At 38.5% G+C, this 26,966-nt stretch carries 25 protein-coding genes; 4 read left to right on the top strand and 21 right to left on the bottom strand.

Annotation, left to right across the window (positions count from 1 at the left end; all coding sequences use genetic code 11):
* The 9 genes from K1X82_08450 to K1X82_08410 all read right to left on the bottom strand — a co-directional run.
* On the bottom strand, positions 1-211 hold a 211-nt coding region (locus K1X82_08450), incomplete at its 3' end, for a hypothetical protein (protein ID MBX7182128.1).
* Positions 212-304: 93 nt separating this feature from the next.
* Positions 305-952: a DsbA family oxidoreductase gene (locus tag K1X82_08445; GenBank protein ID MBX7182127.1), complete on the bottom strand. Its 648-nt coding sequence runs from the start codon at positions 950-952 to the stop codon at positions 305-307.
* 29 nt (positions 953-981) lie between these two features.
* Positions 982-1,356: a group III truncated hemoglobin gene (locus K1X82_08440; GenBank protein ID MBX7182126.1), complete on the bottom strand. Its 375-nt coding sequence runs from the start codon at positions 1,354-1,356 to the stop codon at positions 982-984.
* Between the two features lies 1 nt (position 1,357).
* Positions 1,358-2,125 (bottom strand): ABC transporter permease, encoded by a 768-nt coding sequence (locus tag K1X82_08435; GenBank protein MBX7182125.1) that lies wholly within the window; start codon positions 2,123-2,125, stop codon positions 1,358-1,360.
* The gene (locus K1X82_08430) at positions 2,122-2,832 is read right to left on the bottom strand and encodes an ABC transporter ATP-binding protein (GenBank protein MBX7182124.1); all 711 of its coding nucleotides are present in this window, start codon (positions 2,830-2,832) and stop codon (positions 2,122-2,124) included. The genes K1X82_08435 and K1X82_08430 overlap by 4 nt, the downstream gene beginning before the upstream one ends.
* Positions 2,829-4,070 (bottom strand): nitrous oxide reductase family maturation protein NosD, encoded by a 1,242-nt coding sequence (nosD, locus tag K1X82_08425; GenBank protein MBX7182123.1) that lies wholly within the window; start codon positions 4,068-4,070, stop codon positions 2,829-2,831. The genes K1X82_08430 and nosD overlap by 4 nt, the downstream gene beginning before the upstream one ends.
* Positions 4,071-4,074: 4 nt before the next feature.
* The gene (locus tag K1X82_08420) at positions 4,075-5,157 is read right to left on the bottom strand and encodes a hypothetical protein (GenBank protein ID MBX7182122.1); all 1,083 of its coding nucleotides are present in this window, start codon (positions 5,155-5,157) and stop codon (positions 4,075-4,077) included.
* A 166-nt stretch (positions 5,158-5,323) separates the two neighbouring features.
* Positions 5,324-7,306 (bottom strand): Sec-dependent nitrous-oxide reductase, encoded by a 1,983-nt coding sequence (gene nosZ, locus K1X82_08415; protein ID MBX7182121.1) that lies wholly within the window; start codon positions 7,304-7,306, stop codon positions 5,324-5,326.
* Between the two features lie 37 nt (positions 7,307-7,343).
* Positions 7,344-7,829 carry a cytochrome c gene (locus K1X82_08410; GenBank protein MBX7182120.1) on the bottom strand — a complete coding sequence of 162 codons (486 nt, stop codon included), beginning with the start codon at positions 7,827-7,829 and terminating at the stop codon, positions 7,344-7,346.
* A gap of 236 nt (positions 7,830-8,065) precedes the next feature.
* Here K1X82_08410 and K1X82_08405 point away from each other — a divergent pair, with 236 nt between their 5' ends.
* Both K1X82_08405 and K1X82_08400 read left to right on the top strand, forming a co-directional pair.
* Positions 8,066-8,692 carry a Crp/Fnr family transcriptional regulator gene (locus K1X82_08405; GenBank protein ID MBX7182119.1) on the top strand — a complete coding sequence of 209 codons (627 nt, stop codon included), beginning with the start codon at positions 8,066-8,068 and terminating at the stop codon, positions 8,690-8,692.
* Between the two features lie 18 nt (positions 8,693-8,710).
* A complete protein-coding gene (locus K1X82_08400) occupies positions 8,711-9,937 on the top strand; it encodes a hypothetical protein (GenBank protein MBX7182118.1) in 1,227 nt (408 codons plus the stop codon).
* Between the two features lie 642 nt (positions 9,938-10,579).
* Here the strand turns inward: K1X82_08400 and K1X82_08395 are convergent.
* The 9 genes from K1X82_08395 to K1X82_08355 form a co-directional block, all read right to left on the bottom strand.
* A complete protein-coding gene (locus tag K1X82_08395; GenBank protein MBX7182117.1) occupies positions 10,580-11,104 on the bottom strand; it encodes an acyl-CoA thioesterase in 525 nt (174 codons plus the stop codon).
* A gap of 4 nt (positions 11,105-11,108) precedes the next feature.
* Entirely contained in the window at positions 11,109-11,720 is a 612-nt protein-coding gene (locus K1X82_08390) for a fumarylacetoacetate hydrolase family protein (protein ID MBX7182116.1), read from the bottom strand.
* A 4-nt stretch (positions 11,721-11,724) separates the two neighbouring features.
* Complete coding sequence (locus K1X82_08385) at positions 11,725-12,492, bottom strand: 3'-5' exonuclease (protein MBX7182115.1); 768 nt, start codon at positions 12,490-12,492, stop codon at positions 11,725-11,727.
* 81 nt (positions 12,493-12,573) lie between these two features.
* Positions 12,574-17,061: a PKD domain-containing protein gene (locus K1X82_08380; protein ID MBX7182114.1), complete on the bottom strand. Its 4,488-nt coding sequence runs from the start codon at positions 17,059-17,061 to the stop codon at positions 12,574-12,576.
* 35 nt (positions 17,062-17,096) lie between these two features.
* A complete protein-coding gene (locus K1X82_08375) occupies positions 17,097-18,023 on the bottom strand; it encodes a porin family protein (protein ID MBX7182113.1) in 927 nt (308 codons plus the stop codon).
* Positions 18,024-18,106: 83 nt separating this feature from the next.
* Positions 18,107-18,589: an adenylyltransferase/cytidyltransferase family protein gene (locus K1X82_08370; GenBank protein MBX7182112.1), complete on the bottom strand. Its 483-nt coding sequence runs from the start codon at positions 18,587-18,589 to the stop codon at positions 18,107-18,109.
* Positions 18,582-19,574, bottom strand: coding sequence for a flippase-like domain-containing protein (locus K1X82_08365; protein ID MBX7182111.1), 993 nt, complete (start codon positions 19,572-19,574; stop codon positions 18,582-18,584). Before K1X82_08365 ends, K1X82_08370 begins: the two co-directional genes overlap by 8 nt.
* 2 nt (positions 19,575-19,576) lie before the next feature.
* Positions 19,577-19,930: an aspartate 1-decarboxylase gene (locus K1X82_08360; protein ID MBX7182110.1), complete on the bottom strand. Its 354-nt coding sequence runs from the start codon at positions 19,928-19,930 to the stop codon at positions 19,577-19,579.
* A 182-nt stretch (positions 19,931-20,112) separates the two neighbouring features.
* Positions 20,113-22,179, bottom strand: a complete 2,067-nt coding sequence (locus K1X82_08355; GenBank protein MBX7182109.1) for a SpoIIE family protein phosphatase — start codon at positions 22,177-22,179, stop codon at positions 20,113-20,115.
* A 56-nt stretch (positions 22,180-22,235) separates the two neighbouring features.
* Here K1X82_08355 and K1X82_08350 point away from each other — a divergent pair, with 56 nt between their 5' ends.
* The gene (locus tag K1X82_08350) at positions 22,236-23,264 is read left to right on the top strand and encodes a dipeptide epimerase (GenBank protein ID MBX7182108.1); all 1,029 of its coding nucleotides are present in this window, start codon (positions 22,236-22,238) and stop codon (positions 23,262-23,264) included.
* A 138-nt stretch (positions 23,265-23,402) separates the two neighbouring features.
* On the opposite strand, the gene K1X82_08345 is transcribed toward K1X82_08350, so the two are convergent.
* On the bottom strand, positions 23,403-25,043 hold the full coding sequence (locus tag K1X82_08345) for a T9SS type A sorting domain-containing protein (protein MBX7182107.1): 1,641 nt from the start codon (positions 25,041-25,043) through the stop codon (positions 23,403-23,405).
* 135 nt (positions 25,044-25,178) lie between these two features.
* Between K1X82_08345 and K1X82_08340 the strand changes: the two genes are divergently transcribed.
* On the top strand, positions 25,179-25,751 hold the full coding sequence (locus K1X82_08340; protein ID MBX7182106.1) for a hypothetical protein: 573 nt from the start codon (positions 25,179-25,181) through the stop codon (positions 25,749-25,751).
* Between the two features lie 239 nt (positions 25,752-25,990).
* On the opposite strand, the gene K1X82_08335 is transcribed toward K1X82_08340, so the two are convergent.
* Both K1X82_08335 and K1X82_08330 read right to left on the bottom strand, forming a co-directional pair.
* On the bottom strand, positions 25,991-26,461 hold the full coding sequence (locus K1X82_08335; protein MBX7182105.1) for a methionine-R-sulfoxide reductase: 471 nt from the start codon (positions 26,459-26,461) through the stop codon (positions 25,991-25,993).
* 73 nt (positions 26,462-26,534) lie between these two features.
* Positions 26,535-26,966 (bottom strand): hypothetical protein (locus tag K1X82_08330; GenBank protein ID MBX7182104.1); only part of this gene is annotated, 432 nt, incomplete at its 5' end.

Below are 26,966 nucleotides of genomic sequence, written 5' to 3'. Positions count from 1 at the left end.
TATCTCGTGTGCTCCCTTCTGTCGTAAGTGGGAAAATCATGATGCATTGCCCCGGTTGAATTTTCAGGGCAATGGATTCCAGAATTTGTTTTTGGGTTTCATCCAAACCAACCTGACCCTGTTTAAAATACACATTATGAACCAGGACTGTTTTTTGTGCTAAAGCATTTATCCCTAGGATAAGTGCAGCTAGAAGGGAAAGGATTCTCATGACGTGTGGTTTATTAGAACAACGTCAATGGGAAGGGGGTATTGCTAAAAATGCCTAAATCGACTGTAATTAATTTGTAATCAGCTATATAAATTATGCGATACTAGCTTCTGCCTTCATTTTTTTTAAAGCCTGGATAAAAATCTCGGGACTTTGTGCACCGGAAACGGCAAATTTATGGTCAAATACAAAAAAGGGCACACCCCGAATTCCGAGTTGTTGTGCTTCGTAGAGGTCTTTTCTTACCTCATCCAAATAACTATCGGAATGAAAGAGCAAGCGAATAGAGTCTTCTGGTAGGCCTATAGTTTTGCCAATTTCGAGTAGGGTTTCTTCCTGGTCAACGGCTTTTCCTTCCACAAAATGAGCTCGAAAAAGCTCAGCTTTGGCCTGGTTGCCTATTTCATGGCTTTTGGCTAATTGCAAGAACCGGTGAGCCAAGAGAGTATTGGTTACCTTAACGAGTTCGAAATGAAAATCCAATCCAACTTCCTTGCCCATTTCGGCAACCTGTTGATTTAGTTGTATGGCTTTTTCTAGGGGCCAACCTTTTGCTTCTGCCAAGTATTGGTGAATGGAAATAGAATCAGGTTGGCTTATTAAATTGGGGTTTAACTGAAAGCTTTTCCATTCTATTTCAATCTTGTCTGGTTGGTCAAAGGCTTGCAGGGCAAGTTCAAATTTTCGTTTACCAATGTAACAGAATGGACACATAACGTCGCTCCAAATCTCAACTTTCATACGTTTAATTTGGTGCGAAGATAGGCTTTCTATTGGCCTGGGAAAGGTAGAATTTTAATCATCATGACGGTGGAGATGCTGGTGGCTCTTTGCTTAGCCAATTCCATTTTTTCGCCTTCGAAATGAGTTTCCAGGTTTTGAATAAAGAGGGCAAGCCACCTGGAAAAAAGTTCCTCATGTAAAGGGTTTTTCTGATGAAGTTTCTGATGCGATAGGATGGGATTGCCTGAATAGCTACCGGTATAAAACAAGGTGTTTTCCCAAAACTTATACATGGTAGGCAGGTGTTTTTCCCAATTGACTTTTGAAAAAAAGGGAGCCAAAATTTCATCCTTCTTTACTAACTCGTAAAATTCATCCACCATCCATTTGATTTCGGTTACGGTGCTAAGTTCCTTTTTCATGTTATAAATCTTTGGTTCTAAATTTTCTTATAGAAAGAGTAAGGGGAAGAATTATCCAGATAAGCAAAGATATTCCTGACAAAGCTATTCCAAAAGTAGACCCAAAATAACTTTGAAATAAGGCACCTGAATAGCCAAGAATTGCTGAAATATCCAACTTCAAAATAATAGCTATTCGGGCCAAATCAATGGGGTTAAGCATAACAAAACCAACCATGTATTTTTCAATCGGATATTCGGATAATTGATAGGTTAAAAATAATAGAAGTCCATCGAAAAGTATTGACATCCCCATCCAAACAAGCAATGACCAGCCTAAACCTTTGGCTTTATCCTTGGTGTATACTGAAACAACCATGGCAAGAGAAACAAATACGAAGCAAAGACTAAGCCCTATTCCTATAAATAAAATGCCAAGGTAAAAGGGGATGAAGAACAATACAGGAATGCCAATTCCAAGAAAGAAAGAAATAGAGAAAGATAAGCTTAGTCCCCAAAATAATCCAATCCAGATGGTATTTCTTTGGTTAGGTTGACTAACGAGGACCTCAATAAATTCTGCGCTATTGTAGATGTAAGTGGTTGAAAAGGTTAGGGTTACTAGTGGAACCAGGTATAAAGCCAAATTTAGTAACGTTAATAAGCCTTTTTGAGTGGAATCTTCCAACTGTAAAACGGTTAAACTAATGCCGAGAAGCAGGAAGGTGTATCCCAACAAGGTTTTGTTCTTAAGGATATCTATGAGTATGTATTTGATTATTTTTCTCATATCAACTGCTTCCTTAAATAGTGGGCAATAGCTTTGTTCAGGCGGTCGGTTCCGGTATCTTTTTTTAGTTCCTCCATGGTTTTTTGAAAGTGTATTTTGCCTTCTTCCATATACATGACATGGGAAACCAAATCGTCTAATTCACTTAGAATGTGGGAGGTTATTAATACAACTTTTCCATTTTTTACCTCCTTTTGAATTTTACTTTTCAAGATTTCAGAGGACAAAGGATCTAAACCTGCGGTAGGTTCGTCTAGAATAAGAATATCCGGATTAAATAGAAAGGCCAGGCATGCACTAATTTTTTGACGGGTACCTCCGGACAATTGACCAAGCAATTGGTGTTGGATTTTTTTTATCTGAAATTCATTTTCCAATTCGAGATCCAAATCGGTATTTGATTTTCTCAAGTCGGTAACCATGGTGAACAATTGTTCAATAGTCATGTTTTCCGGATATCGTCCAATTTGAGGCATATAGCCCATCTGTTTTTTGTATTCCCAATTTCCTTGAATCGATTCACCTTTAATGAGAATAGTACCATTGTCCGGAATAACCATACCAAGTAAGCATTTTATTAGGGTGGTTTTTCCGCATCCATTGGGGCCAAGCAAGGCAATACATTCGCCCTTTTCGGCAGTGAATTGGACCTTGTTTAAGGCTTTTAACTTTCCAAATGATTTGTCAAGATTGCTAACCCTGATCATGGTTTTAATGGTTTTATTAAGGGTTGATCATCAAATAAATCAAGTGGGGTGAGGGAAGGAATTAGTTTTTCCGATTCATCCATCAATCCGGCTACCATACTTCGAAAAAGTAGGAGGGAGGGGGGATTGTTTTCAATGACAACACTAAATAGACTTATAGGACGGAATGGAGAATCGCCGAGACCATCTTTATTGAGGTCGTAGCCTTTGTATTTATCCCAATAATTTTGGTAGAAACGGTTTAATGATAAGGTTCCATTGGTGCCAACATCAAAGGTGTTTCCATAAAATCCATTGTGAAATACAGTTAAATCCATGCAACTGGCCTGTATTTTCATTCCCCAGCCGTTTGACTGAAAGCGGTTATCCTGAATAAGTAATCTACTCGCTCCTTCCATGAAAATTCCACTGGTGTTTTTGATAAAAACATTCCGTAAAATTTCACCATCCGAAATTTCTTTGAGTAATAAACCATAAGATGCATCACCCCAGTTCTCTTCAAATACATTGTAGTACATTTTTACATGGTTTGAAAACATGACAGCAACTCCGGAACCGTTATTGAGGAAATGATTTCCCAGATAGGTGTCTTGATTGGAGAACATAAAGTGTAAGCCATACCTTAAGTTTTGAGTTGAAAGGTTATGCCAAATAAAGGAATTGGAAACAAATTCAAAATAAATTCCATCCCGATGTCCTTGAATAGTGTTTCCTGTAATTTTCATCAAAGAACATTTCCAACAATGGATACCATTTCCGCTTTGTTGTTCTTGAATGGATGCGGAGAGTAGGTGGTTATTTTCAATTTGACATTGACTGGAATTTTGGGAATATATACCAAAAAAGCAGTTTTGTAAGTCATTGTTAAGTATACATACCTGCTTTTGATTGTAAATTTTAATGCCTGCAAAATCATTGACACTGGAATGACCGGAATTTCGTACGCATAATCCTTCAATATGGACCTTTGAAGCGAAAATGGAGAGAATTTCGAATTTTCCTTCTCCATCCAGAATGGGTTTGGATTTGCCAAGGATAAAAATCGGTTTATGGATAGCAATGTTTCCTTCCTTATAAATTCCGGGTTGAATAAATAGGGTGTCGAAAGGTTGAGATAAGGTTAAGGCCTTTTTAATAGAATGAAGAGGTAAACCCGGACCAACTTCCCATTTTTTCCCTAAAACGGAAACGGAAAGCACCAAAAAGGTCAGTAAAAACAAGGAATGCAAGTGTTTCATATGCTTACCATCGTCCTGGTTTCCCATTTAATAATTTGATCCAATAGCTTTGTTTATCCGCCGATCTAAAATTCAACTTTTTACCTTGCATAGGACCGGCAATGGAGTCGTTTTCTACCCAAAAGCATTGGTTGGAAGGGATTAAATCGTAGGGAGGTTCAAATTCTGTGAAGTATAGTTTATATCCGCTGTTTGCGTCGATTTTTTTGGAACTTAGGTAGTTTTTTAAACAAATGGGATCGTCAAATTTGTAAATTCTCCCTCCTGGTGTAATGAGTTCTGCACCGAATCGGGCATCCATGATGGTCATTTTGCAGTATTCACAGTTTTCTTTAGTGATGATAATTTTTTCGGGTTTGGTTTCACAACCGGAGAAAAGAAGGGTAAATGCCAGAAATGTAATGGATAGAATTGGCTTAGCGTTGGATTTGTTTTTGAAGGTCCATTCCAAATATACGCCAATCGCAAGCAATAAACCCGATACAATAAAGAGGTAACCTCCGATATGAGGGAAGGAGTATGCCCCAAAATTTAAAAGCTGCTTAAATCCAATTAATGGAGGTTGATATGCCATGCCGGGCACTACAATGGGAGCTCCAGGGGAAAGGTTATGCCCATAATCATATTCCCATTTCCAAAAATCAACCATCGCACCAACTCCAAAAACTACGAACAGACTAAAGGCGAGATAGAAGAGTCTTTTTCGATTAAATAGGGCGACACTCAAGAATAAAATGGAAAAGAATACTATGCAGTATGGAAGAACTTTGAATTCAAGGAAATCTTCGGTATGTAATTGCTTCATTCCGATGTAATGATTGAGTCCATTGATGATTTCTACATCACCTTTTAAATCGTTGGCATGAATGAATAAGGCCAATCCCTCCGGATATTGTGGCGCCTCCAAATCAATTCTCCAAATGGGTAGGAAAAGCACGACCAATAAGGCAATTCCTGAGATAATAGAAAGGATTCGAGTAGTTTTTGTTAGATTATAAGGTTTCACAAGTAGAAAATAAGTTGGTTTATATCGAAAATTGGATGCTTGGAAAGGTCCGGACTTCCCATTTGGAAAGGCTTTAGACATTTGGAGGATGAAAGATTAGCCCAACCTCAAAAATAAGAGTGGGTTTAAGTTAGGTTTCCCATAGGGTTAAAAAGGAAACCTAACTTAAATTACCTGACAATTGCCTGTATTCAATTTGACAAAGAAAGGTCAGGTAAAGATCCCACCCGGTTGTGTGTGGAGGTTGTTAATTGGTGGCCGGCTCTGTATTGGTTTTGCCGGTAGAATAACTTAATGGAACTTTGCTAGAGGCCGGTGATACCCGAACATACCCTTGCATTTCCTGGTGCAAGGCGCTGCAAAAGTCAGTGCAATACATAGGGAAAATTCCAACTTTATCCGGCACCCATTTCAAAGTTTGAGTTTCACCTGGCATGATTAATAGTTCGGCATTGGAGGCGCCTTTTACGGCAAATCCATGTGGAACATCCCAATCTTGTTCTAGGTTGGTAACATGGAAGTACACAATATCCCCCATTTTTACGCCTTCGATATTGTCAGGTGCAAAGTGAGAACGAATTGCAGTCATGTAAACATGAACTTCATTGCCTTTTCTTTCCACTTTTGCCTTTCCTTCTCCTTTGGCAACATAGGCGTTTTCATTTTCATCAATTTTGAAGAATTTGGTTGAGTTTTTATTGATTTTGGCGGCCGAAACTCCTTGGGCATAATGCGGTTCTCCAATGGTTGGGAAATCCAGGATAAGCTGCATTTTATCTCCACTTATATCAAATAATTGGGCACTCTGAGAAAGTTCCGGACCGGTAGGTAAGTATCTGTCTTTTGTGATTTTATTATAGGCTATTAGATATTTTGCTTCCGGTTTTTTACTGTCTCCACCGGGTATGCACAAGTGACCAACGGAGTAAAAGGTAGATGCTCTATCCAATACTTTTAAATCTTTGATATTCCATTTTACTACCTCACTTGAAACAAAAAAGGAGGTGTAGGCATTACCTTTTCCGTCAAACTCGGTGTGCAGAGGTCCTAAACCGGGTTTAGCAACCTCTCCATACAATGCAGCTTCATATTTTATTACCGGAATGCCGTCATAATCGCCATCAAATGCTTTTTGATCTATGGCTTTTAGCATTTTATCAAAACTGAATACCGGAATTACCGCCGCAAGTTTTCCACTTCCAACAATGTACTCTCCGCTTGGATCAACATCACAGCCATGGGGCGATTTGGGGCAAGGAATGAAATAACAAATGTCTTTTAGTTCTTTGGAGTCAAGAATTATTACCTCTCTTTTAATCTCAGAGCTTGCGGTATGGGTTTTTTCATTGTATACATTATGCGCATAAGCAGTGCTTACTTTCTTCCCTTTCCCTGCTTTCAGGTATTCTTCTGCCTTTTTCCAATTCACTGCCAGAATGAAATCTTTGTCTCTTTGTGATGCATTAACTTCGAGTAAGGTATTGGCTTGCTCGGTGTTATAACAGCTAAAAAAGAACCAACCATGCGATTTGTTTTTTCCTGCATGGGAAAGGTCGAAGTTTACTCCCGGACATTGAATTTGGAAGGCCAAATCCATATTTCCATTACCCGGATCTACCTTAATAAAACTCAAATGGCCTTTGAAATTTGATTTATAGGTTTGAATAGGTACATCACCATCCTGATAATCCGGTGGAACGCTGAAGCGGGTTCCTGCAACCACATATTCAGTGTTTTCTGTTATGAAAGGTGAGCTGTGATTTCCTCCACTGTTGGGAAGTTCGATAATTTCGGCCGTACGAAAGGTTTTAAGATCGATTCGGGCAACCCTGGGGGTGTTGTTGGCATTGCCAAAAACCCAACGACCATCAACTTCTCCGTTGGTTTGAGATAATTCCGGATGGTGCAAATCATCCCATGGAACAAATCCATGCGAGGTGTTTAACATCGGTTTTGATTCTTCACTGTATCCATACCCTTTTTCAGGGTCAATGGAGAAAACAGGAATCACTCGCAATAACCTTCCGCTGGGTAAGCCATAAACGCTCATTTGTCCGCTAAACCCGCCGGATACAAAGTTGTAGAATTCATCGTATTTGCCCGGAGCAACATATGCCTTTTGAGCAGCATCCCCACTCACAACATTGGTTGCATTCCTTGGTTTGCATGAAACCATCAGGCTAATTGGGACAATAAGAGTCCCTAATGCAACTTTAGTTACATTTTTCATGATTAAAAGTATTTAAGATTAAAGAATTGGTTTTTAGCTATTTAACGCCGTCATTTTTTCGCATAAACTCATACAAAGCCTTGGCTTCCTGATCACTTAGATTCTGGTTGGGCATTCTAACCAGACAAATTTCAAGTTGGGCCTGGGCTTTGGGATCCTTGTTAAGCATTTCATCGGTATTGGTTATGAAATTCATTATCCATGCCGCCGAAAAGCGTTTGGTAACACCCTCCCATCCCGGTCCAACTAGTTTTTCTCCACTTAATTTGTGGCAACTGCTGCATTTTACGTCGTAGACCTTTTGCCCTTCATCTGCCAACTTCCCATCCAACTTGTCACTTACTTGTACATCCGTAAACTTTCCTACCCCTCGATTCGGATCATAAGAAGGATTCTCGGTTTGACCCGTTTCTGTAGCCTCCGTTGCCGTGTTTTCATTTTCAACTCCTGTATTGCTATTTCCTCCGCATGAATGTAGAAGAACGGTAGCAAAACTTATCATGAATAAATAATGTAGTTTCATAAGTGATAAATTAAATTTTATGCAAGGTTACAGCGGACTGTAAAATGGCTTTATGCGTGCAATCATAAAACTTTTTTTCAATCCAAAATGAGTCTTATTTTTAGGCATGCTTTTGATGTTTAACTTTCTGTAATTCAGTTGTTTGTGTCGTTAAACTGACTTTGCTCATCCCTGCTTTGGATTCTAGTCATAAATTATTATCTTTGGTCGGTATAGGTTTGTCCAATTAAAATCACATGATAAACATCGATTTGTTATTGGCCATGGGTGCAGTTTATAAACGTGTTTCTCAAGGCGAAATGATTTTTATGGAAGGTAATCCGGGCTCCTATTATTTTCAATTGGTCGAAGGCCGGGTTAATTGGGTAAACATCAATGAGGATGGTAAGGAATATCTGCAATCGGTTATTGAACCTGGCGAATGCTTTGGCGAATTTCCTCTCTTTGATGATGAACCTTATGCCGCATCAGCAGTGGCCGAGCAGGATAGTATCTTGCTGAAATTGCCAAAAGAAAGGTTTCACCAACTCCTCGCCGAACATCCTGATATTCATTTAGCATTTTCTAAACTCCTGGTGCACCGCCTTCGGTTTAAGTTTTATCTGTTAAAGGAACTACTCAATCACCAGCCGGAAGAACGAATTGCAGCCCTTTTCAAATACATGCGTGAGTCTCGTTCCAATGTTTGCCTCCACTGCGGAAAGGTGAAATTAACCCGTCAACAAATCGCTAATATGACTTGCCTTCGGGTCGAAACCGTTATCAGAGCTATCCGAAATATGCATGAACGTGGTGAAGTAAGTATTCAGAAAGGAAAGGTTTATTTCAATAATATGAGTGGAATCACATCTTCTGTTTGCTAATTCCTTGTTCTTTGTCTGATGTTCCTAACCGCCGGAAAAAAATGGCTGAATTTTGCATTGTTTAGCTTTTGGATAGTATCCTTGCTAGGCTTGCTTATTCGGTATAAAATTGCCTTTCCTTTTCCATTTTTTACTCATAAAAATTTGTTGCATGCGCATTCTCATTTTGCATTTTCAGCTTGGGTTACTCAAGCTCTAATGATACTGATTGCCGGCGAAATAACCAAAGAAAACCAAACAATAAGCTTTACAAAATTTATCCCTGTTTTTCGATTCAATGGCTTTTTGGCCTTTGGAATGCTGTTTAGTTTTTTGTACCAAGGTTATGGACCTATTTCCATTGTTTTTTCTACCCTTTCCATTGCCATTTCTTTTTGGTTCGCATTCCTGGTTTGGCAAAGTGTAAAATCTGTTTCTCTGAAGGAAAATACTTGGTTGAACTGGCTTTTGGCAGCCAACTTTTTTAATATACTTTCTACAGCAGGTACCTTGTTTTTAGCATTTTCCATGGCGACTAAAGCTATGAATCCTTCCTCTTACCTGGCCTCGGTTTACTGGTACCTTCATTTTCAATACAATGGTTGGTTTACCTTCGCTATCCTGGGCCTTTTGGCTAAATTTCTGCTCCATAAGGGTATTCCGTCTAACTCCATAAATCTAGCCTTTAAACTGTTTTTCTTCTCTTGCTTTTTTACCTATTTCTTGTCGGTTTCTTGGTTTTTTCAAGCTGTTTGGGTCTATTGGCTAAGCGGATTGTCTGCATTCTTGCAACTAGCTGCCTGGCTTATCATATTGCTTGCTATTCGTTCTTGTTCCTTTCAAATAGGCTTTCCATCCGTATGGCCAAAACGATTGTTATTATTGTCATTGATGGCATTTTCCTTCAAGTTTGTCTTGCAATTGGGTTTGAGTTTTCCATTCCTTTCTCAGTTAGCTTTTGGAAGTCGTCCCATAGTTATTGGGTATTTGCACCTGGTATTTTTGGCTTGTGTCAGCCTTTTTTTGTTAGCCTATTTTTATCGTTTCAATGAAAAGTCTATTTCCACAATTGGCTTGGTTCTGTTTTTAATTGGTTTGATATTCAATGAGTTGGTATTGGCTTTTCAAGGTTTGGCGGGCATATTTTACTGGTATTTTCCATATGCAAATCCGATGTTGGTTTTTTGTTCTTTTCTTATGGCATTGGGTTTAGGTTTGCAAGTGTGGAAGGTTTATAGTTTGGATCGTCAACGTTCTGCTTGGTAGTTAAGTGTTTGATTTTTAGATATTTATTTTAGTATTTTGGCGGGTCCCATTCGCCCATCCGGCATTTGCTCAAATGTAATCGTTCACCAATGGGCTCATGGTCGGGCTATCGGCTGTAGTCCTCGGCCCACTTGGCTAGGGCCGCGTGGGCCTGTGGGCTACTTGCCTCTATCCCTACCCGAACGATACCCCACCAGGCAGCACCCTAAATTAGCTGGGTAGGGTCACAAACGTTTTAATTTTTGGTTTATGAAAGTTGGAAATAGTCTACCGTAACCTCGCAGTATTTCACCATACCGCTTTTGTATCGGCATTTAGTAGGGTAATTTCCCAAAAAGCTTTGGTCCATTTCTCCACAACTATTGGTTAAATCGAAGAAGGTCCACTTGCAGAAAGCGGATAGATGCCGTGGTAGTTGGTGTAGAACTTAAACGTTTAGATTGCACCTCGGGCAACGATAGAGGCAAGTAGCTCCAAGCCAACGCAGCGTTTAGCGGAGTTGGCTTGGACTACAGCCGATAGCGTGACCCGAACGCCTTGCAGGTAATTTTGGGTTTAGCAAAAATAGAGTAGGGCGGAGGGGGCCCGCATACTAAGAATTGAAAAAATTTTCCATCTGAATAAAACGGAATGTAAGTAGGTCTATTTTCCAACACCAAACAAGGCTTTCAGCTCGTTGGCGTCCTCCGGTTTCATTTTACCTGCCAATATTAAGCTCAATTGCCTGCGACGCATAGCGCCTTCATACCTTTTTTTCTCTTCTTCCGACTCCGGAATTACAGCCGGAACATTGATTGGGTTTCCAAGTTGATCGACCGCTACAAAGGTGTAAATAGCCTCATTGCATTTGATTTTTTTGCCTGTGCTCAGGTTTTCCACCCAAACATCAATAAATACTTCCATTGAAGTGCTGAATGCGCGGGAAACCTTTGCTTCAAGCGTTATTACATCGGCAAGGCGAATTGGTTGATCAAAGCTTACATTGTTAACCGATGCCGTAACAACTACACGTTGACTATGTTTTTGGGCACAAATGGCAGCAGCAATATCCATCCAATGTAACAAACGACCTCCCATTAAATTTCCGAGGGTATTGGTATCGTTGGGTAATACCAATTCTGTTAAAATGGTAAAGGAGTTTTGGGCGGGTTTGGGTTTTAAACTCATGGGGTTACTTGATATTAAACGAAAGCACGGACTCGTTTTCCAGGAAGGCCTCTAATCGGTCATTGGCTTTTACCGGACCAACCCCAGCCGGAGTTCCTGTAAAAATGAGATCTCCTTTCTTTAAGGTAAAATATTTGGATGCTTCTTCAATAATTTTAGAAAAATCATTGATCATGCAAGATGAATCGCCTTGCTGAACTATGTTTCCGTTTTTAGATAGATGAAAGCGAATTGCTTGATTATTCTGGTAATTGGCAAATGGTTTGAATTCACCAACAGCAGCGGCGTTATCAAATGCTTTTGCTTTTTCCCAAGGCAATCCTTTTTCTTTAAGTTTAGATTGTAAATCTCGGGCAGTAAAGTCAATACCCACCGTAATTTGATCAAAATAACGGTGCGCGAAAGCTGCTTCTATGTTTTTGCCCGGTTTGCAAATGCGAAGTACCAGCTCAGCTTCATATTGAATATCATTACTCCAAGATGGAATGAAAAAGGGAAGTCTTGGATTTAATATTGCCGTTTCAGGTTTAAGAAATAAAACGGGTTCATCCGGAATGGTGTTGTTTAGTTCCTTAATATGGTCTACATAATTTCGACCTATGCAGATAATTTTCATGGTATTATTTTCCTAAACCTCGTAGTCGAATGGATGTCAGTACACGTTTGGTATATTGCGGAAAGTCGCCTTGCATCATCCAATCGTAGTAACTGGGTTCTGATTTCAATACACTTTCAACTGTTTTGCCTTTGTGCTTTCCGAAGTTAAAAATTTCTTCACCTTTTTCGTTGTAAATGATTCTTCCCATCAGGTCGGCCGATTTGTGCTTTTGAGAGTATTCTGCAAGCCAGGCTACATCTTGCTGCAAATCGGTGTATTTAGCCAATTGAGCTTCTAATACTTCCCACGTTGCCATAATATCGGCTTCTGCAGAGTGGGCATTGGTTAAATCTTTATCGCAATAAAATTTATAAGCGGCAGATAAGGTGCGCTGTTCCTTTTTATGAAAGATATTTTGCACATCTACAAATCGACGGGTTTTTGGGTCGAAATCCATACCAACACGCATAAATTCCTCGGTTAGCAATGGGATATCGAAACTGTTGGAGTTGTAACCTGCAAAATCACAGTTGTCCAAAAAATTCAACAAGTTGCCTGCCACCTCTTTAAAGGTTGGACTATCCTTTACATCGGCATCGTAAATGCCATGAATTGCACTCGAGCCCGGAGGGATTGGCATTTCAGGATTAATGCGCATGGTTTTGCTTTCTTGGTTACCATTCGGAAATATTTTCAAAATGGAAATTTCAACAATTCGGTCTGAACCAACACTCGTTCCAGTGGTTTCCAGGTCAAAGAATGCAATTGGGCGATGTAACTTTAATGGCATGGTAAAATCTTACACCACAAAAGTACATCGCCCAACCAAAATTGTAGCAATAGATTGCCTAAGTTTCTAACAACTGTCCAATTAATTTTCGTAAATAATCATAACGAAGCCGTTAATGGTAAATCTGCGGCAAAAATTCAGAATATAAAAGTAGGTATCCGGATTGAGTTTGTTTCCTTTCTGGTCTGTACCGTTCCAATCGTTGTTAAATTTATCGGTATGGAATTTTAGTTTACCCCATCTGTCGTAAACATCCAAGGTAAGGCACTCTGTATCTCCAGGAATATTAAATTGAAATTGGTCGTTAAATCCGTCACCGTTGGGTGTAAAAACGTTGGGAACTTGAATAGATTCTTCGACATGAAGTTTGAAAACAGCGGTATCGGCACAACCACTATCCGAAAATGCAATCAATTGAACATCGTACCAACCGGTATCATTGAAGGCATGAGTAACAGTTTCAGTAAATTCAGAAGGACTTCCATCCCCAAAATTCCAAACTATGCTATCGGAATTAAGGGTTGTGTTGGTGAATTCCATCGCTTTAATTTTATTTCCTGCTAAAATGGGGAAGGAGGTAAACGATGCAATTGGTGTATTCCAAACATTGACAATGGCATTGGTATTGTAATTGAAAGAACAACCATTGCTAAAATCTACCATCAGTGTTGGTTCATAGAGTCCGGTTTTGGTATAACACCAGCTTACACTTGGTTGGTTCGGAATAGTAGTGTCAATTAAATTCCATTCGTAATTGGTTACCCCCAATGGCAGACCTGCAAAATTTACATTAAGATCAATGCATGCGTCAGGACATTGGCTCAGGTTAATGCTTGGAAACGAAAGCGGTGGACCTTGGAAGAATTCAATAAAATTGGGAATTGGTAAAGAATATACACAACCTCCGGAGGTAGTAGCAGTTAGGGTAACGGTATAGTTACCTGCAGTTGTATATTGGTGAGTGCCAGGGTTGGCATCGGAAGAAGTGCTTCCATCTCCAAAATTCCAAAGCCATGAAGTAACATTAATTCCGGTTGGAATGCTGGTATTATTAGTAAAGGTAACCCCGTATGGTCCACACAATTTAGTTGAATCGGCCTCAAAACTAAGGATCGGACCTCGAATAGATAAAATGTCTCCTAAGACAGTTACTGAACAATATACGGTATCGCCGGCATTTAAATCAAGCGAATCCCGAATAATTACAACAGGGGCAAAATCTCCTGCAATGTTATAGGTGTGGGTAACTGAAGGCCCGGATGTAGTATCAATACTACCATCACCAAATACCCAATAAAATTGCTCAACATTGGCTACTCCATTGGTTGTAAAAGTTACCGTTACTGGAGCACAATCACTATTGGTAGGAGAAAATGAAAAGCTGGCGGCTGGTCCACCTACTTTTATTAAATCAGGTAGAATAAGTGTATCTCTACAGCCGGCTTGGGTAGTAACAATTTGAGTTACCGTGTATACACCGGGTGTAGAGAATACATGGGAAACGGTATCAGAAATATCAATTCCATTTTGTAATGTGGGGTTAGTTCCGTCATCCCATAAATAGGTAATTTGAACAGCATCTGAGCTGGCATTATTAAAAATTTCAGCAAAAAATGGCGGGCATTGACTAACGGTTAATCCAGCCGAAAAATCTGCCTGTGGACTTGAAACCATCACATTGTTCACTACCGTATCCTTGCATCCAAAGTTATCAGTAACAATTAATTCAATTGGAAAGGTGGTGGTTGTGTTAACTTGGTAGGAATGGGAAGGGTTTGGAATGTTTTCAGTTGTGCCATCTCCAAAATCCCAAGTGTATTGAATTGGGCCGGGACCACCGGATTGGGTGGAGTTGCAAACAAAGGCGGAATTATTACAAACTTGTGGAGGAGCAACAAATGCTGCAGTTGCCCTAGAAACCTGAACAGGGAAGAAAACTGTATCAGAGTTACATCCTGCACCATCTGTTACATACAAGGAAATGGTATCTTGGTAAACAAAGGCATAATTGGTGGTAAATGTTGAATTTGATCCTTGAATATTTTGTCTGTTTCTCCAATGCCATGAAGTAATAGTCTGACCTGGTCCGGCAGTTGATGCATCATTGAAAATTCCTTGTCCTGGTGCACAAACTAAGGCAGTTGAAGAAGAAATTTGTGCAACAGGTCGCTGGCTTACAGTTACATCTACGGTTGCCTGGTCACTACACCCAAAGGAGTTTATAGCAGTAACCTGGGCTGTAAATGTACCACTGCTGGTATACATGTGGCTTAGGTTTGCATCCGTTGTAGGAAATGAAAAGGGGGAATCTCCAAAGTTCCAAACATATCCCTGAACAGAGGTAATAATTACATCATTAAATAATCCAATAAATTGGGCATTAAAGGGTTGGCAACCGGTAGAGGTGATAACAGTAGGAAGTACCTCAAATTTGTCGAGTATTACCTTTTTGCTTGCCGTATCCACACAACCTGTTTCAGTATCTTTCACAATTAATTGAATGGTATATTCTCCCGGATCAGTATAGGTCATTCCAGCCGGATTTTGAAGGTTTGATGTGTCATTGTCAACACCGGAAAATCCGAAATCCCAATGAAATATGCCTGGTCCCCTTAATTGGGAAGAATCTCTGGGTTGCACAAAAACAGGATGTTCTTCCTTACAAAATACGGAATCCGGAAGAGCGATAATTGCTTTTGGAGGAATGTAATAAATGGCATTAGTAACGGTAGTGTCGTCATAACAGAGGTTATGATTAATGGTTAAAGTAACATCGTTATAGCCTGTATCCGGAAGGGTAGTTGTTGGATTTTGTTGATTAGATCCAAAACTCCATTGCCAATCAGATATTGGACCGGTACTTTCATCTGTAAAATGAATTTGGGTCCTAAAACAAACACTATCCGGGTTATAGGAAAAAATAGCAGTAGGTTTTTGTCCTACTTTTATTTGAACGAGCGTTGTATCAGTACATCCAAGTGAATTAGTAACAGTTAGAATTACATCAAAAATTCCGGTGTCAGGATAGACATGGGAAGTAATTGGGCCATTACCTGAACTTCCATCGCCAAAATTCCACGACCAACTGTTGGCTGCAGGAGTAAAGGTTGAAGAATCAGTGAAATTTACAGGAAGAGGGAAACAACCTCCTTGGGTATCAGTGGTAAAATGTGCTTCCGGCAGCAGAATTCGAACAGCGTTCGGTATGGTGTCTGTTTCGCTACAACCATGATTATCTACAACGGAAAGGATAAAATAATAAGTGTCTTCCTCGGTAAAAGTAAATGGTGCATTCTGGGTATTCCCAACACCCAATAATTGATCATCAGAATCATAAAATGACCAATTCCAAGTAGTAGCACCATTGGTTTGGTCTTGGAAGGTTGTGGTAAAAGGTAAAGAACAGCCAAAGCTATCGGCAGGACTAGCATTAATTTGTGGAAGATCGTAAACCGTTACCTGGTGGGTGACTGTATCGGTACAGTTTTGAAGGTTTCTTCCAATTAAACGAACGGTATAAACCCCAGGTGTATTGAAAATATGGGAAGGGTTTTGTGAAAAGGATTGGTTCTGATTTCCGGATCCGGGATCTCCAAAATTCCATTGAAAGCTGTTGGTGCCTGGATCGCTAGCATTGCTAAATGCGGCTTGAAAAGGGATACATCCACTGGTGGGGAAGAGAAATTCTGCTTGATATGGCTGCAAGGTTATTATCTGACCCGCTGAATCTGTACATCCTAAATTATCTGTAACAATTAAAGAAACGGTATAATTCTGGGAATTCGTATAAGTTTGGGATGGAGGTGTGGCACTTGTACTGGTGTTTCCATTTCCAAAATCCCAGGCATAAGTTAAATTTCCTGCCGGGGTGCTATTGTTTGTAAAATTAACGGTTAGTGGAGGGGTACAACTAGAAGTTGGAGTTGCTGAAAAGGAGGCATTAGGTCCGGTGATTGTAATGTAATTACTTAGTGTTAGGGTGTTTTCACATCCATTTGCATCAGTAACATTTAGGCTAACAGTATAAACCCCAGATTGGTTATAGGTTGGATTAGTCGGATTGGAACCTGTTCCAAATTGGCCATTTCCAAAGTTCCAGGTCCAAGAAACAATCGGGGAACCGCTACCACCAATTGTAGATAAATCAGTAAAATCAGGCGTGAATGATGCACAACCTGAGGTGCTGCTAGCCGAAAAGTTCGCTGTAGGTCTGCCAAAAACAGTTATGGCAGAGGTTTGAATTTCAGTATCCGTTCCTGATCCATTGGTTACTGTTAAACTCACTGTATAAGTACCTGCAGTTGGATAGGTGATGGTAGGATTGTTAAGAACAGGATTTAATGCCGGATTTCCACTTAAGGTATTCCCATTGCCAAAATCCCAGCTAACGTTAGAGAAAGGACCTCCGGTACTTGTATTGTTTAATTGAACAACCAAAGTTGCACATCCTTCTGTAGTGCCGATCGTAAAATTAGCTGTTGGGGCCTGAGCAAAAATTAAAGTGGAAAAAGACAAAAGCAGGGTAACTAGCCCACCTGTTTTATAGCTGTATTTTAAGAAATTTTTCAATGCAATTATGGATTAATTTTCTGAAATTCAAAGGGTTATTTAATAAAGCTGGTGTTTCTGGTGCTTGGAATAATTTCCTTCTCTTGTTGGGTGAAGATTCTCCAATTTATTCCAAATCGAACATATCCTATATTGCTAAATCCGGCTTCCAAATCCATTCCTAAATTGTCATCCATTTGGTAATGAATTCCAGGCCATACTCCATAAGCCAGGCCATTTCTACTAGGGTTGTTTTGTAAATACGATTCGTTTTGTAATGCAACCCGATTGATGGATAAATTATATCCCAAAGCGGCAGTAACAAAAAGGTGGAAATGTTTAACAGGTAGTCCTAAAAATGGATGAACCGGGTTGAAAAACCTATATTTACCCTGGGCTCCAAAACTGATGTAATTAAATTTGTAGTTTTTTTCTCCAACACTGTAATAGGTTGGCTTCGTCTCAAATGAATTTTTAATTTGTTGCTGTTCCATAAAATATCCTAACCAAGCTCCTGCCGACCAGTTCTTGCTTAAGTGATATTCCCCTAAAATACCAGCAGGTTGGGTGTATTTTCCCCCGGTAATTCCAACAAATCCTCCAATTGAAATTGATTTCTCTTCCGATGAAAAATAACTCAAAGGGGTGGTTGCCAACTCGGTTAATTTGGCATCTCTTTCTTTTTTAGCCTCAATTAAGAAAGCCTTATCAAGCTTGTACTTGGCATTGTTAATTCTGATTTTGTCAATTTCCTTTAATTCCATTTCTGCCTTGAATAAATATTCTCTGGCAGCATCAAATTCAGAGGTAGGTAGTTCCTTTTTTTTGAGTTGTTCGATATAGTAAACACTTAAATTGACAATTCGTTTTATGTTTCGTTTGCTAGTGTCTAGTTTGGAACGATCAATCTCAAAAGGGTCTTGGGCATGGACTACCAAAGGAATGAAACAAAATACAATCAGTCCTTTAAAGGGGTTTTTCATACGGCAAATTAAGCGAAAAAAGAAAGAAATTCCTACATTTCAATTCAAATAAATAGCCAAAACCTTTGAAAATATTCGATTCCCTATTTGTTTTTTGCCTTTTCTAAGGTTGAGGTAGTCGAAAAACCAGGTGTAAATGGAAGTAATATGGTCTCGGCTGCAAATTCTTTTCCAACGACTTGCTCTAAGGAATAATCTCCACCTTTAACCAATTTGGCAGGTTTAACCAGATTTATTAATTCCAATGGCGTATCTTCATCAAAAATAACAACAGCAGAAGTGAAAATGAAAGATGCCAAAACTTTTGCTCTTGAATATTCTGAATTGATGGGTCTATTGACTCCTTTTAGTCGCTTTACTGATTGATCGCTGTTGAGTCCAATGACAAGTTGATGTCCTAAACTGGCTGCATGTGCCAAATAATCAATATGTCCCTGATGAATAATATCAAAACAACCATTGGTGAAAACAACTGATTGGTCCTTAAAATTCCATTGTTCCAACTGCTTTTTAAGTTGTTCCCAAGTCAGAATTTTGCCTTCAATATGTTTTGAATAATCAATCATTTTTTGTTCGTTGAAGAAAGAGCATTAAAAAGGAAATCGCTCCTAAAAGAATGATAAAAATGGTTTGACTCAGGTGGTTTAAGGTTGCTGCAGCCAAGCCATCTGCCTTTGAAATGCCAAAAATGGTCAATACTTCGCTTACCAACAAATGATAAGATCCAATTCCTCCCGGTGTAGGCGCTGCCATTCCAAACCCTCCGGCTACAATTACTGCTAACCCTTCTCCAAAGTCAAGGTTGTAAGTAGGTTGTAGACATCGAAAAGCAGCCATGGTTGAAAGTAAGTACATTCCCCAAACAAAAAAGGAATGAAAAATGAATAAATAAGGCCTGTTGATGGTCCTAATGCTTAATAACCCATTCCAAATCCCTTCAATAAATACAAATAGTTTACCCAAAAAAGGTAAGCTTCGAATTCTAGATCCCCATTTTTTAAAGAAGAAAAAAGTCAATAACCCTCCTGCAATTAAACCTATGGAAACGGATAACCAAATATTCTTCAAAAAGCCAAATTTACTCCCTAATAACTCTAAGAAAAATGTTCCAAATACATCGTACTCTAAACCAACCAGAGAAAATAAAAGGATAAATACAATAACAACATCAATTACTCTTTCCAAAACTACCGTTCCAATTAGTTTATCCATTGGAGCCTTTTGGGTTTTATTCAAAACAGAACACCTGGTAACTTCTCCTAGCCTAGGTACTGCCGTATTGGCTAAATAACCTATGCAAACTGCATAGAAGGAATTTGATGTGGAAGTTTTATATCCTAGTGATTCAATCAGGATATTCCATCGTACCGCCCTGGAGTAATGAGCAATAATAGAAAAGAAAAAAGATGGCAACAGCCAAATGTATTCGGCATTGGAGATGCTAAAATAAATCTCCTGAAAATTTATTCCTCGAAAAGCAAGAAATACCAACCCAACTCCAATTCCTAAAAGGCCAATGTATTTAAGAATGGAAAGGGCTTTCGAATTCAAAATTAGTCTTTTAGGCTATTGGTAGCCGTGTCAGGAAAAATTACCGAAGGCTTAAATAGCTTTGCTTCTTCCCATTCCATTTCGGCATAGGAAAGGATTATAACATTATCTCCTAACGAAACTTTTAGAGCAGCCGGTCCATTCAGGCAAATTACTCCTGACCCCCGTTCTCCTTTAATTACATAGGTTATAAATCGTTCACCATTTCGATAATTTAACACGTGAACTTGTTCATTCTCAATCAAATTGGCGGCATCCATTAAGTTCTCATCAATGGTCACACTGCCAATATAATCCAGGTCGGCTTCTGTTACCTTTACCCGGTGTATTTTGGATTTAAGTACCTGTATCCTCATTTTCAGGGGCAAAAGTACAGGAATTCTGACAATTTCAAAATATCCTCTAAAATCCTATGGGTATTTAATTCCGATTCTATTTTTTTTGAGGATATTTCCACTTCATTCGATTTGACTGCATGCTCGCTTTTTGAATTAGCCTTACTCGATGTATAGCATCTATTTGGCACATTAAGCTTGTACTAAGCAAGTTGAAATCCAATGACCAAAACATCGTCTACTTGCTCTTGATCTCCTTTCCAGGCATTAAATTCTGTATCAAGCTTTTCTATTTGTTGGTCTAAATCCAGATGTTGAAAACTCTCAATCAAATTTAATAAACGTTGTTTCTTGAATTTCTTTCCTTCTGAACCCCCAAATTGATCCCCAAAACCATCCGTAAATAAATAAATTCGATCACCGCTCTTACAAGTGAATTCGTGGTTAGAATACTGTTTTCCTTGGTTAAATTCTCCTCCAATAGGTAATTTGTCACCCTTAACTAAGGCTATTTTGCTATCTTGAATAATTACCATTGGGTTGTTGGCACCGGCAAATTGAATTCTCCCAGTGTCAAAGTTGATTTTGCAAAGCGCTAAATCCATCCCGTCTTTTAGGTTATCTATTGACTGGCTCTTTTGGAGTGCGTTTTTTATTCCTTCATTCATAAAATTTAATATTTGGGAAGGATGGGTGATGTTATGCTCCGTAAGTGCTGAGTTGAGTAAATTAATCCCAATTACCGACATAAAGGCACCGGGAACACCATGCCCGGTGCAATCCACCGCTGCCAACAAAATCTCATTATTACTAACTTTTTCAATCCAGTAAAAATCTCCTGAAACAATGTCTTTTGGCTTATAGTAAACAAAACTTTTTGGCATTAGTTGCTTCACCTGGCTTTCTTTAGGTAATAATGCCGTTTGTATTTTTCTGGCGTAATTAATGCTATCCGTTATTTCCTTTTTTTGTTTTGAAATTTCCTTGTATTGAACCTCCAATAGCTTGTTTTTCTTGGCATTGTTTCTTAGAATGAAAAAAATCAAAAGAGTTAATGTTGCCAAAAATAAAAATGCAGAAATGGCAATTATTAAATACAAATCCTTAATTTCTCCTTGTTGGGTTAGAAGTTGAATTTTGGCATCTTTTTCCTTCGTTTCGTATTTAGTTTCCATTTCATTCATTGCCATTTGCTTCTCTTCCAACATAACACTATCTCTTATAGAATTGGATAAATTTATTAGACTATCACCTTTTGCTTCTTTGCCTTTCCTGTAATTGAGTATCGACAAGGTTTGTAATACTTCCCATTGATAACTCCTTAAATTCATTTTCCTAACTTGCTCAACAGCAATGGTTAAAACACTATCGGCTTGCTCCCATTTTTTTGCATCAAAATATGCAGAACCAAGCATGCAATTGGCCACTGCTATTCCTTTTAGCTCTTTATGTTCTTCTCTTATTTTTAGGCCAATTAAAATATTTTCAATGGCTTTGTCATACTCCTTTAACTCATCATACGAATAGCCTAAGTTAACGTAGTATCCAGATAAAGCCAAGGGAGAAAGCTTTGCTAACAAGGCTTTTTCTAAAGCAATTTGGGAAAATTTTACCGCCTTTTTATAGTCGTGGAGCCGACTGTAAACCAACCCTAAGTTACCATAACCTTTGGCCTGACCATCATAGTCTTCTACATCCAAATAATAGTCAAGTGCCTTTTGATAAAACTTTAAGGCAGTTTTTGCATCATTGAAATAATAAACATTCCCTATGTTGTTGAATATCCCTGCGGCTTCTTTCTCATGTTTTCCTTTTTTGAATTCAGCTAATGAGTTGAAGTAATAGGTCAAGGAGGAATCAAACACAGATATGTGGTAAAATGAATTCCCTAGGTTTCTGTATATTTCTCCTTTTCGCTTTGTTCCTAATTTATTGCTTGGATCCTTTAAGGCCTGATGCAATATGGAAATGGCAGTTTGATCCTCCCCACTTTTCGAATATAAAATTCCCAAGGTTTGATAGGAAATGTTTACTAAGGTGTCGTTCTTTAATCTATTTGCTTTTTCAATTCCAATTTGAGCATAGTATTTCGCTGAATCATAATTATTTCCAATATAACTTAAGGCTAATTCATTGAAAATCTTCCATTCTTCAATTCCATTAGTTTTCTTGGAATCCACCAATTTTAATAAGCTATCTGTTTTGGTGATTGTACTAATTCCCAATTTGGGCATTAAAAACAGGAGTACAAGCAACAAACAGTTTTTCATAAAGTAATCTAATGGTTTCGCAAATTTAGGGAATGAAGTCCTAAGTTTGTCGATTAATGAATATACAAACTTTTCCTTATACTTTCTTGCTAAATCATGCATTTAATCTGGCAATTCACAGACGTACTACAACACCCGCCGTTTTTTTGAAGCTGGAATTAAATGGAATTACTGCCTGGGGTGAGGCTTCTCTTCCTCCTTATTTAGGGGAAACCCAGGAAAGTGTGATTGAATTTATTGAATCTTTTCCTTGGAAAACTATTTCCCCGGAAACATCTGTTCAGGAGTTCCATTTATACTTGGATCAACATAAAAGCGGAAATAATGCTGCTAAAGCTTGCATGGATATAGCATGGCACGACTTTCAAGCCAAGCAAAATCAACAGAGTTGCATGGATTTCCTTAATATTCTGATATCACCAACCATTCCATCTTCGTTTACTATTGGCATTCATCCTCCTGATTTGGTTCAAACAATCGCTTCTCAAAACAAGGATTTCCTCCGATTTAAACTAAAATTGGGTGGTAATCAGGATAGGGAGATGATTCGGGCAATTCGAAAGATAAGCCAATTGCCCATTTGTGTAGATGTTAATCAGGGATGGAGTAACCTTGATCAGGCTCAAACTGAATTGGAATGGCTAGCTACTCAAAATGTTATACTGGCAGAACAACCTTTCCCAAAAGAATGGCTGGAAGAAAGTTCTAAATTGAAATCCATCAGCCCAATCCCAATTTTTGGAGATGAATCGGTTCAACGCCTTTCCGATTTGGAATTTGCCGCCAATGCCTTTCACGGAATAAATGTTAAACTGATGAAAGCTACCGGAATTCTAGAGGCTAAGTTGATGATAGAAATGGCTAAATCTCTCAATTTGAAGGTCTTGTTGGGTAGTATGACAGAAAGTTCCCTGGCTACACAGGCCGCCAATTGCCTATCACCTTTGGTCGACTTTGTTGATTTGGATGGGCCATGGCTAATTAATAACAACCCTTGTCCTATTCCTTCTATTGACCATGGCATTATTCAACCATCTAAAGGATGGGGATTTGGAGTAGAACCTATCCTAAACAAAGAAAGCTAACCTTCCTCGGTTAGCTTTCTTTGTTTGATTCTTTTCCTTTTTATTCTAATGACTCCCTTATAAACAGAAAAGCTGTTTGCCTGTTCTTAAAATTGATAAACCATAAGGTAGCAATTGCAATAATTATCCAATCACTTTTTATTGGCCTTTAATGAATTTTTGAACACTTCCTTGACTATCTTTAATCAAGTAAATACCGGGTGTTAATCCAGATACGTCAATTTGTGTTCTGCCTTGTTTTAATTCCGTAGGTTTTAGGTAAAAACTTTGACCCACCATATTGCGACATTCAACAAACCCATTAATAGTTGGAAGTTCCGATTCTATTAACATCCATTTCGATCCTGGATTTGGGTAAATTCTTGGATGTGGAACTGAAGCTTGATCCATTCCAACGTTGTTCCATAAATATCCTCCACGGGTGTACTGAACAAAGTAGATGAACATTTCATCAGTGGTGGTCAAGCCAAAGTTTACTACCGGACTAATCCCAAAAGGGCCATAGTTGCAAAATTTACCTTCAAAAATGATTCCTTCATGCGATTTTACTGGTACCAAAGGGTCAAAATATCGAATCGGTGGATGACTCCAGTCGTAATATCCTTCATAAAATTCGTAGGTTTCATTGTAAAATCCTTCATACAATTTTTCACCCTTTTCTCCAGAAGCTGTACGTTTGAAAATGTCAAAATCAGTGCCTCTGGAATGGGTATGAGAAGTTAGCATCCAAATATTAACGGTATCTTGGTAGGAAGTATAATCAGGCTCTGCAAAAGTCACAGTATCAGGGCCATACGGAATAATGAGATAACGTGCAGCCAAATTGTTGGTAGGAACAACAATTCTTGAAAACATTTCTCTTTCAGCAGTTCCAACCGTTTGGGTGTAAACATTTACATACGCCTCGGCTGCGAATATTGAATCCTGATTATAATTGATGATGTGATAATTTAAATCCAAAACAGTATTGTTTGGCCAACGATAAGCCGTTCCTTCCGGTAAATTTAAACTATCGCTTCGGGTAAAAGTAACCAGATAAGTAGTTTGGTCAGGAAATACATTGCTTACATTCACTTCACGCAATCCATTGGGCATGGAATTCTGCTGTCCGGGCTCATACTTGAATAACAAAAAGTGATGTGAGTAATCATTGATTTTACAATCTATCTTTTTAATTTCCATCGATTCATCAATGGTTAAGTCGTGTTTTAAATAGTATTCAATTTCTTTTCCAGGCTCCAAAAAGATAGGTCCAAATTTTAATTGAAATCCTTCCCCGGCCGCAGGTGCTGCAGGTTGACTTATTCTTGGTAACCCATTTACATGATAATAATTGTAAAGTAATTGCTCATTGACAACAGTTGCTGTTTGATTGCAATTAAATAAGGTCCATTGTCGTATTAATTCCAATTCTTCTTTTTCTAAAGTTACCAAATTCTCGTGACTCCCGGGATTTTCTCCTGCTTCTAAATTGTATTCGGTATAACTTTCCCAACCTCCACTGTTTAATAACCTTAACAAATAACTCCGCTCAGGATACCCCGGATCTATCAGCTTTTTGCCTTGGGCTGATGCCACTGAATTTTGCGCAACTACCCCAACTAAATTGGAAACAATAGATGAATTATTTCCACTCAAATCTAAACCGCCGGATAAATTTCCGGGACTATGACAACTTATACATTTGTTTTGGAATATGTTGCGGATGGAGGTTAAGGTTTGAGCGTTACTTGCAATAGCAATGAAAAGTAAACAAATGAGAAGTCCTGTTTTTTTCATAAAATGAATTAGTAATGGGGATATATTGGAAACACAGCAAAGATAAGGATTTCAATGAATAATTTATGGTACTTCACGATTGAAAAAATAAATTTAACATCAGCGAAAAAATCTGACCTTTGTAGCCGATTTAAAATGAGAAAAATATTTAGCCTAATACTCTGTTTCTTTTCCCTTTTTTCTGTTATTTCTTGTAAAGAAAATGTCTTGGATGTTAATAGTTCAAAGCATTTTTTTGATTTAAAAGCCTATGCTAAGGCCCAGGCTAAAGTGCATTCCAAACAAGGTATGCCTGTAATAAAAAAGGTTACCAAAGGAGAAAAAAGTGAGAGTGCAACTTTAACTAATTTGAATTGGGAGCAAGAATTGGAACCAATAGCTGAATCAGACTTGAATCGACCTTCCTGGAAATTGCACTATGATGTAGATACCACCCAAACTGAGGATGCATATACTATTACATATACCAGCAATAAAGAAGACCTGGTCGTAAAACGTATTGTTATTTCCTTACGAAAGGCCGACTATTATTGTACTTCTTTGAGCATAGAAAAATCCTCAACAAATTTTCTTTACACCTCTTGGCAAAAAATCTATTACACCGATAATGGTCAGTTGAATATTTATGGTAACCTGAATATGCATAATTGGATTAACAATAATTACGCTACTGAATTAACGGTTGTGAATACCTCAGAAATTCAATAAGTTTGTTTTGAAATGCATTAGTTGGGGGTTTAATCGGGTAGGGATAGAGGCAAGTAGCCCACAGGAGTTCTCCGGCCCGAACCCTTTCGGGATGGAGAACGACGAGGACTACAGCCGATAGCCCGACCTTGAGCCATTATAAATAATGGAAAAGTGCCAATAATTTTGCGAAAGGGACCCGCCAAAAAACAATATGTCCTTCAAAATCGCGACCTATCACCATTTAAAATAACGGAAAATTAATTTTTGGGAATGAATTTTAAGGAAGAGGAGTTGACACAATGACGAACATTTTTTGATGTTAATTCTTCCCCTTCGAATACATGACCTAAATGTCCTCCACAATTTTTACACACAATTTCTGTTCTGCTTCCATCTGCATCCGGATGGCGCTCCACCGCCCCTTTAATTTCATCATCAAAACTGGGCCAACCACAATGCGATTCAAATTTGTCATTCGATCGGTATAAGGGCGCATTGCAACGTCTGCATACATATAATCCTTCGGCCTTTAAATTGGTATATTGACCCGTAAATGGATAATCGGTTCCCTTGTTTTCAATAACATATTTCTCCTGTGGAGTTAATGGGTTATACTTCGTTGAATCGGTTATAGGTGTAGGAGTTTCTTGCATTGTTTTCTTTTTTTGACCACAGGCTTGAAAGGAAAATCCTATCAAGATGCTTAAAATTAGTACTTGAAAGTTCATTCTTTTTTTACAAAAATAGGCAACACTTTAGGAGTCGATTTCCCAAAAAATGCAATAAATTAGAACCTTAAGATTATTTAATAATTGGTGTATAAATTGATTTGCTCCGGTTTAGTGAACGATCAAGCATAAAAATTTCAAACCTAAAGCTGTCAATTCCCGGTATTGAATAGGGCGCTGGCAGATTAGCAATTAACTCGCCTTCCAATACCTTTTTCTGTCCTGCCGGGGTTATGTTTTTATAACGATACCAAAAGCGAATAGTATCGGTTCCATTGTTTAAATAATAGCTGAATGTACTATCATTAACTTGCTGCTGAAAGTATAAAAACAGGTTGTTATAGGCAAATGAACCCTGATTAAATGGGGCAATTGTATCGCCATCGTCTAATCCTAAATCCCCATCTCCATCTGTAAATTCTAAGGTAATTACTAAACTGGTATCCGTTTTTCTGTACTCCTTAAAACTAAGCGCAGGAACCTCAGAAAAGCTGCTTTCCTTTTG

This window comes from Bacteroidia bacterium (assembly GCA_019695265.1).
Classification (GTDB): domain Bacteria; phylum Bacteroidota; class Bacteroidia; order JAIBAJ01; family JAIBAJ01; genus JAIBAJ01.
The sequence above is the reverse complement of the archived record's forward strand: the minus strand, read 5'-3'. Positions and strand labels throughout refer to the sequence as shown.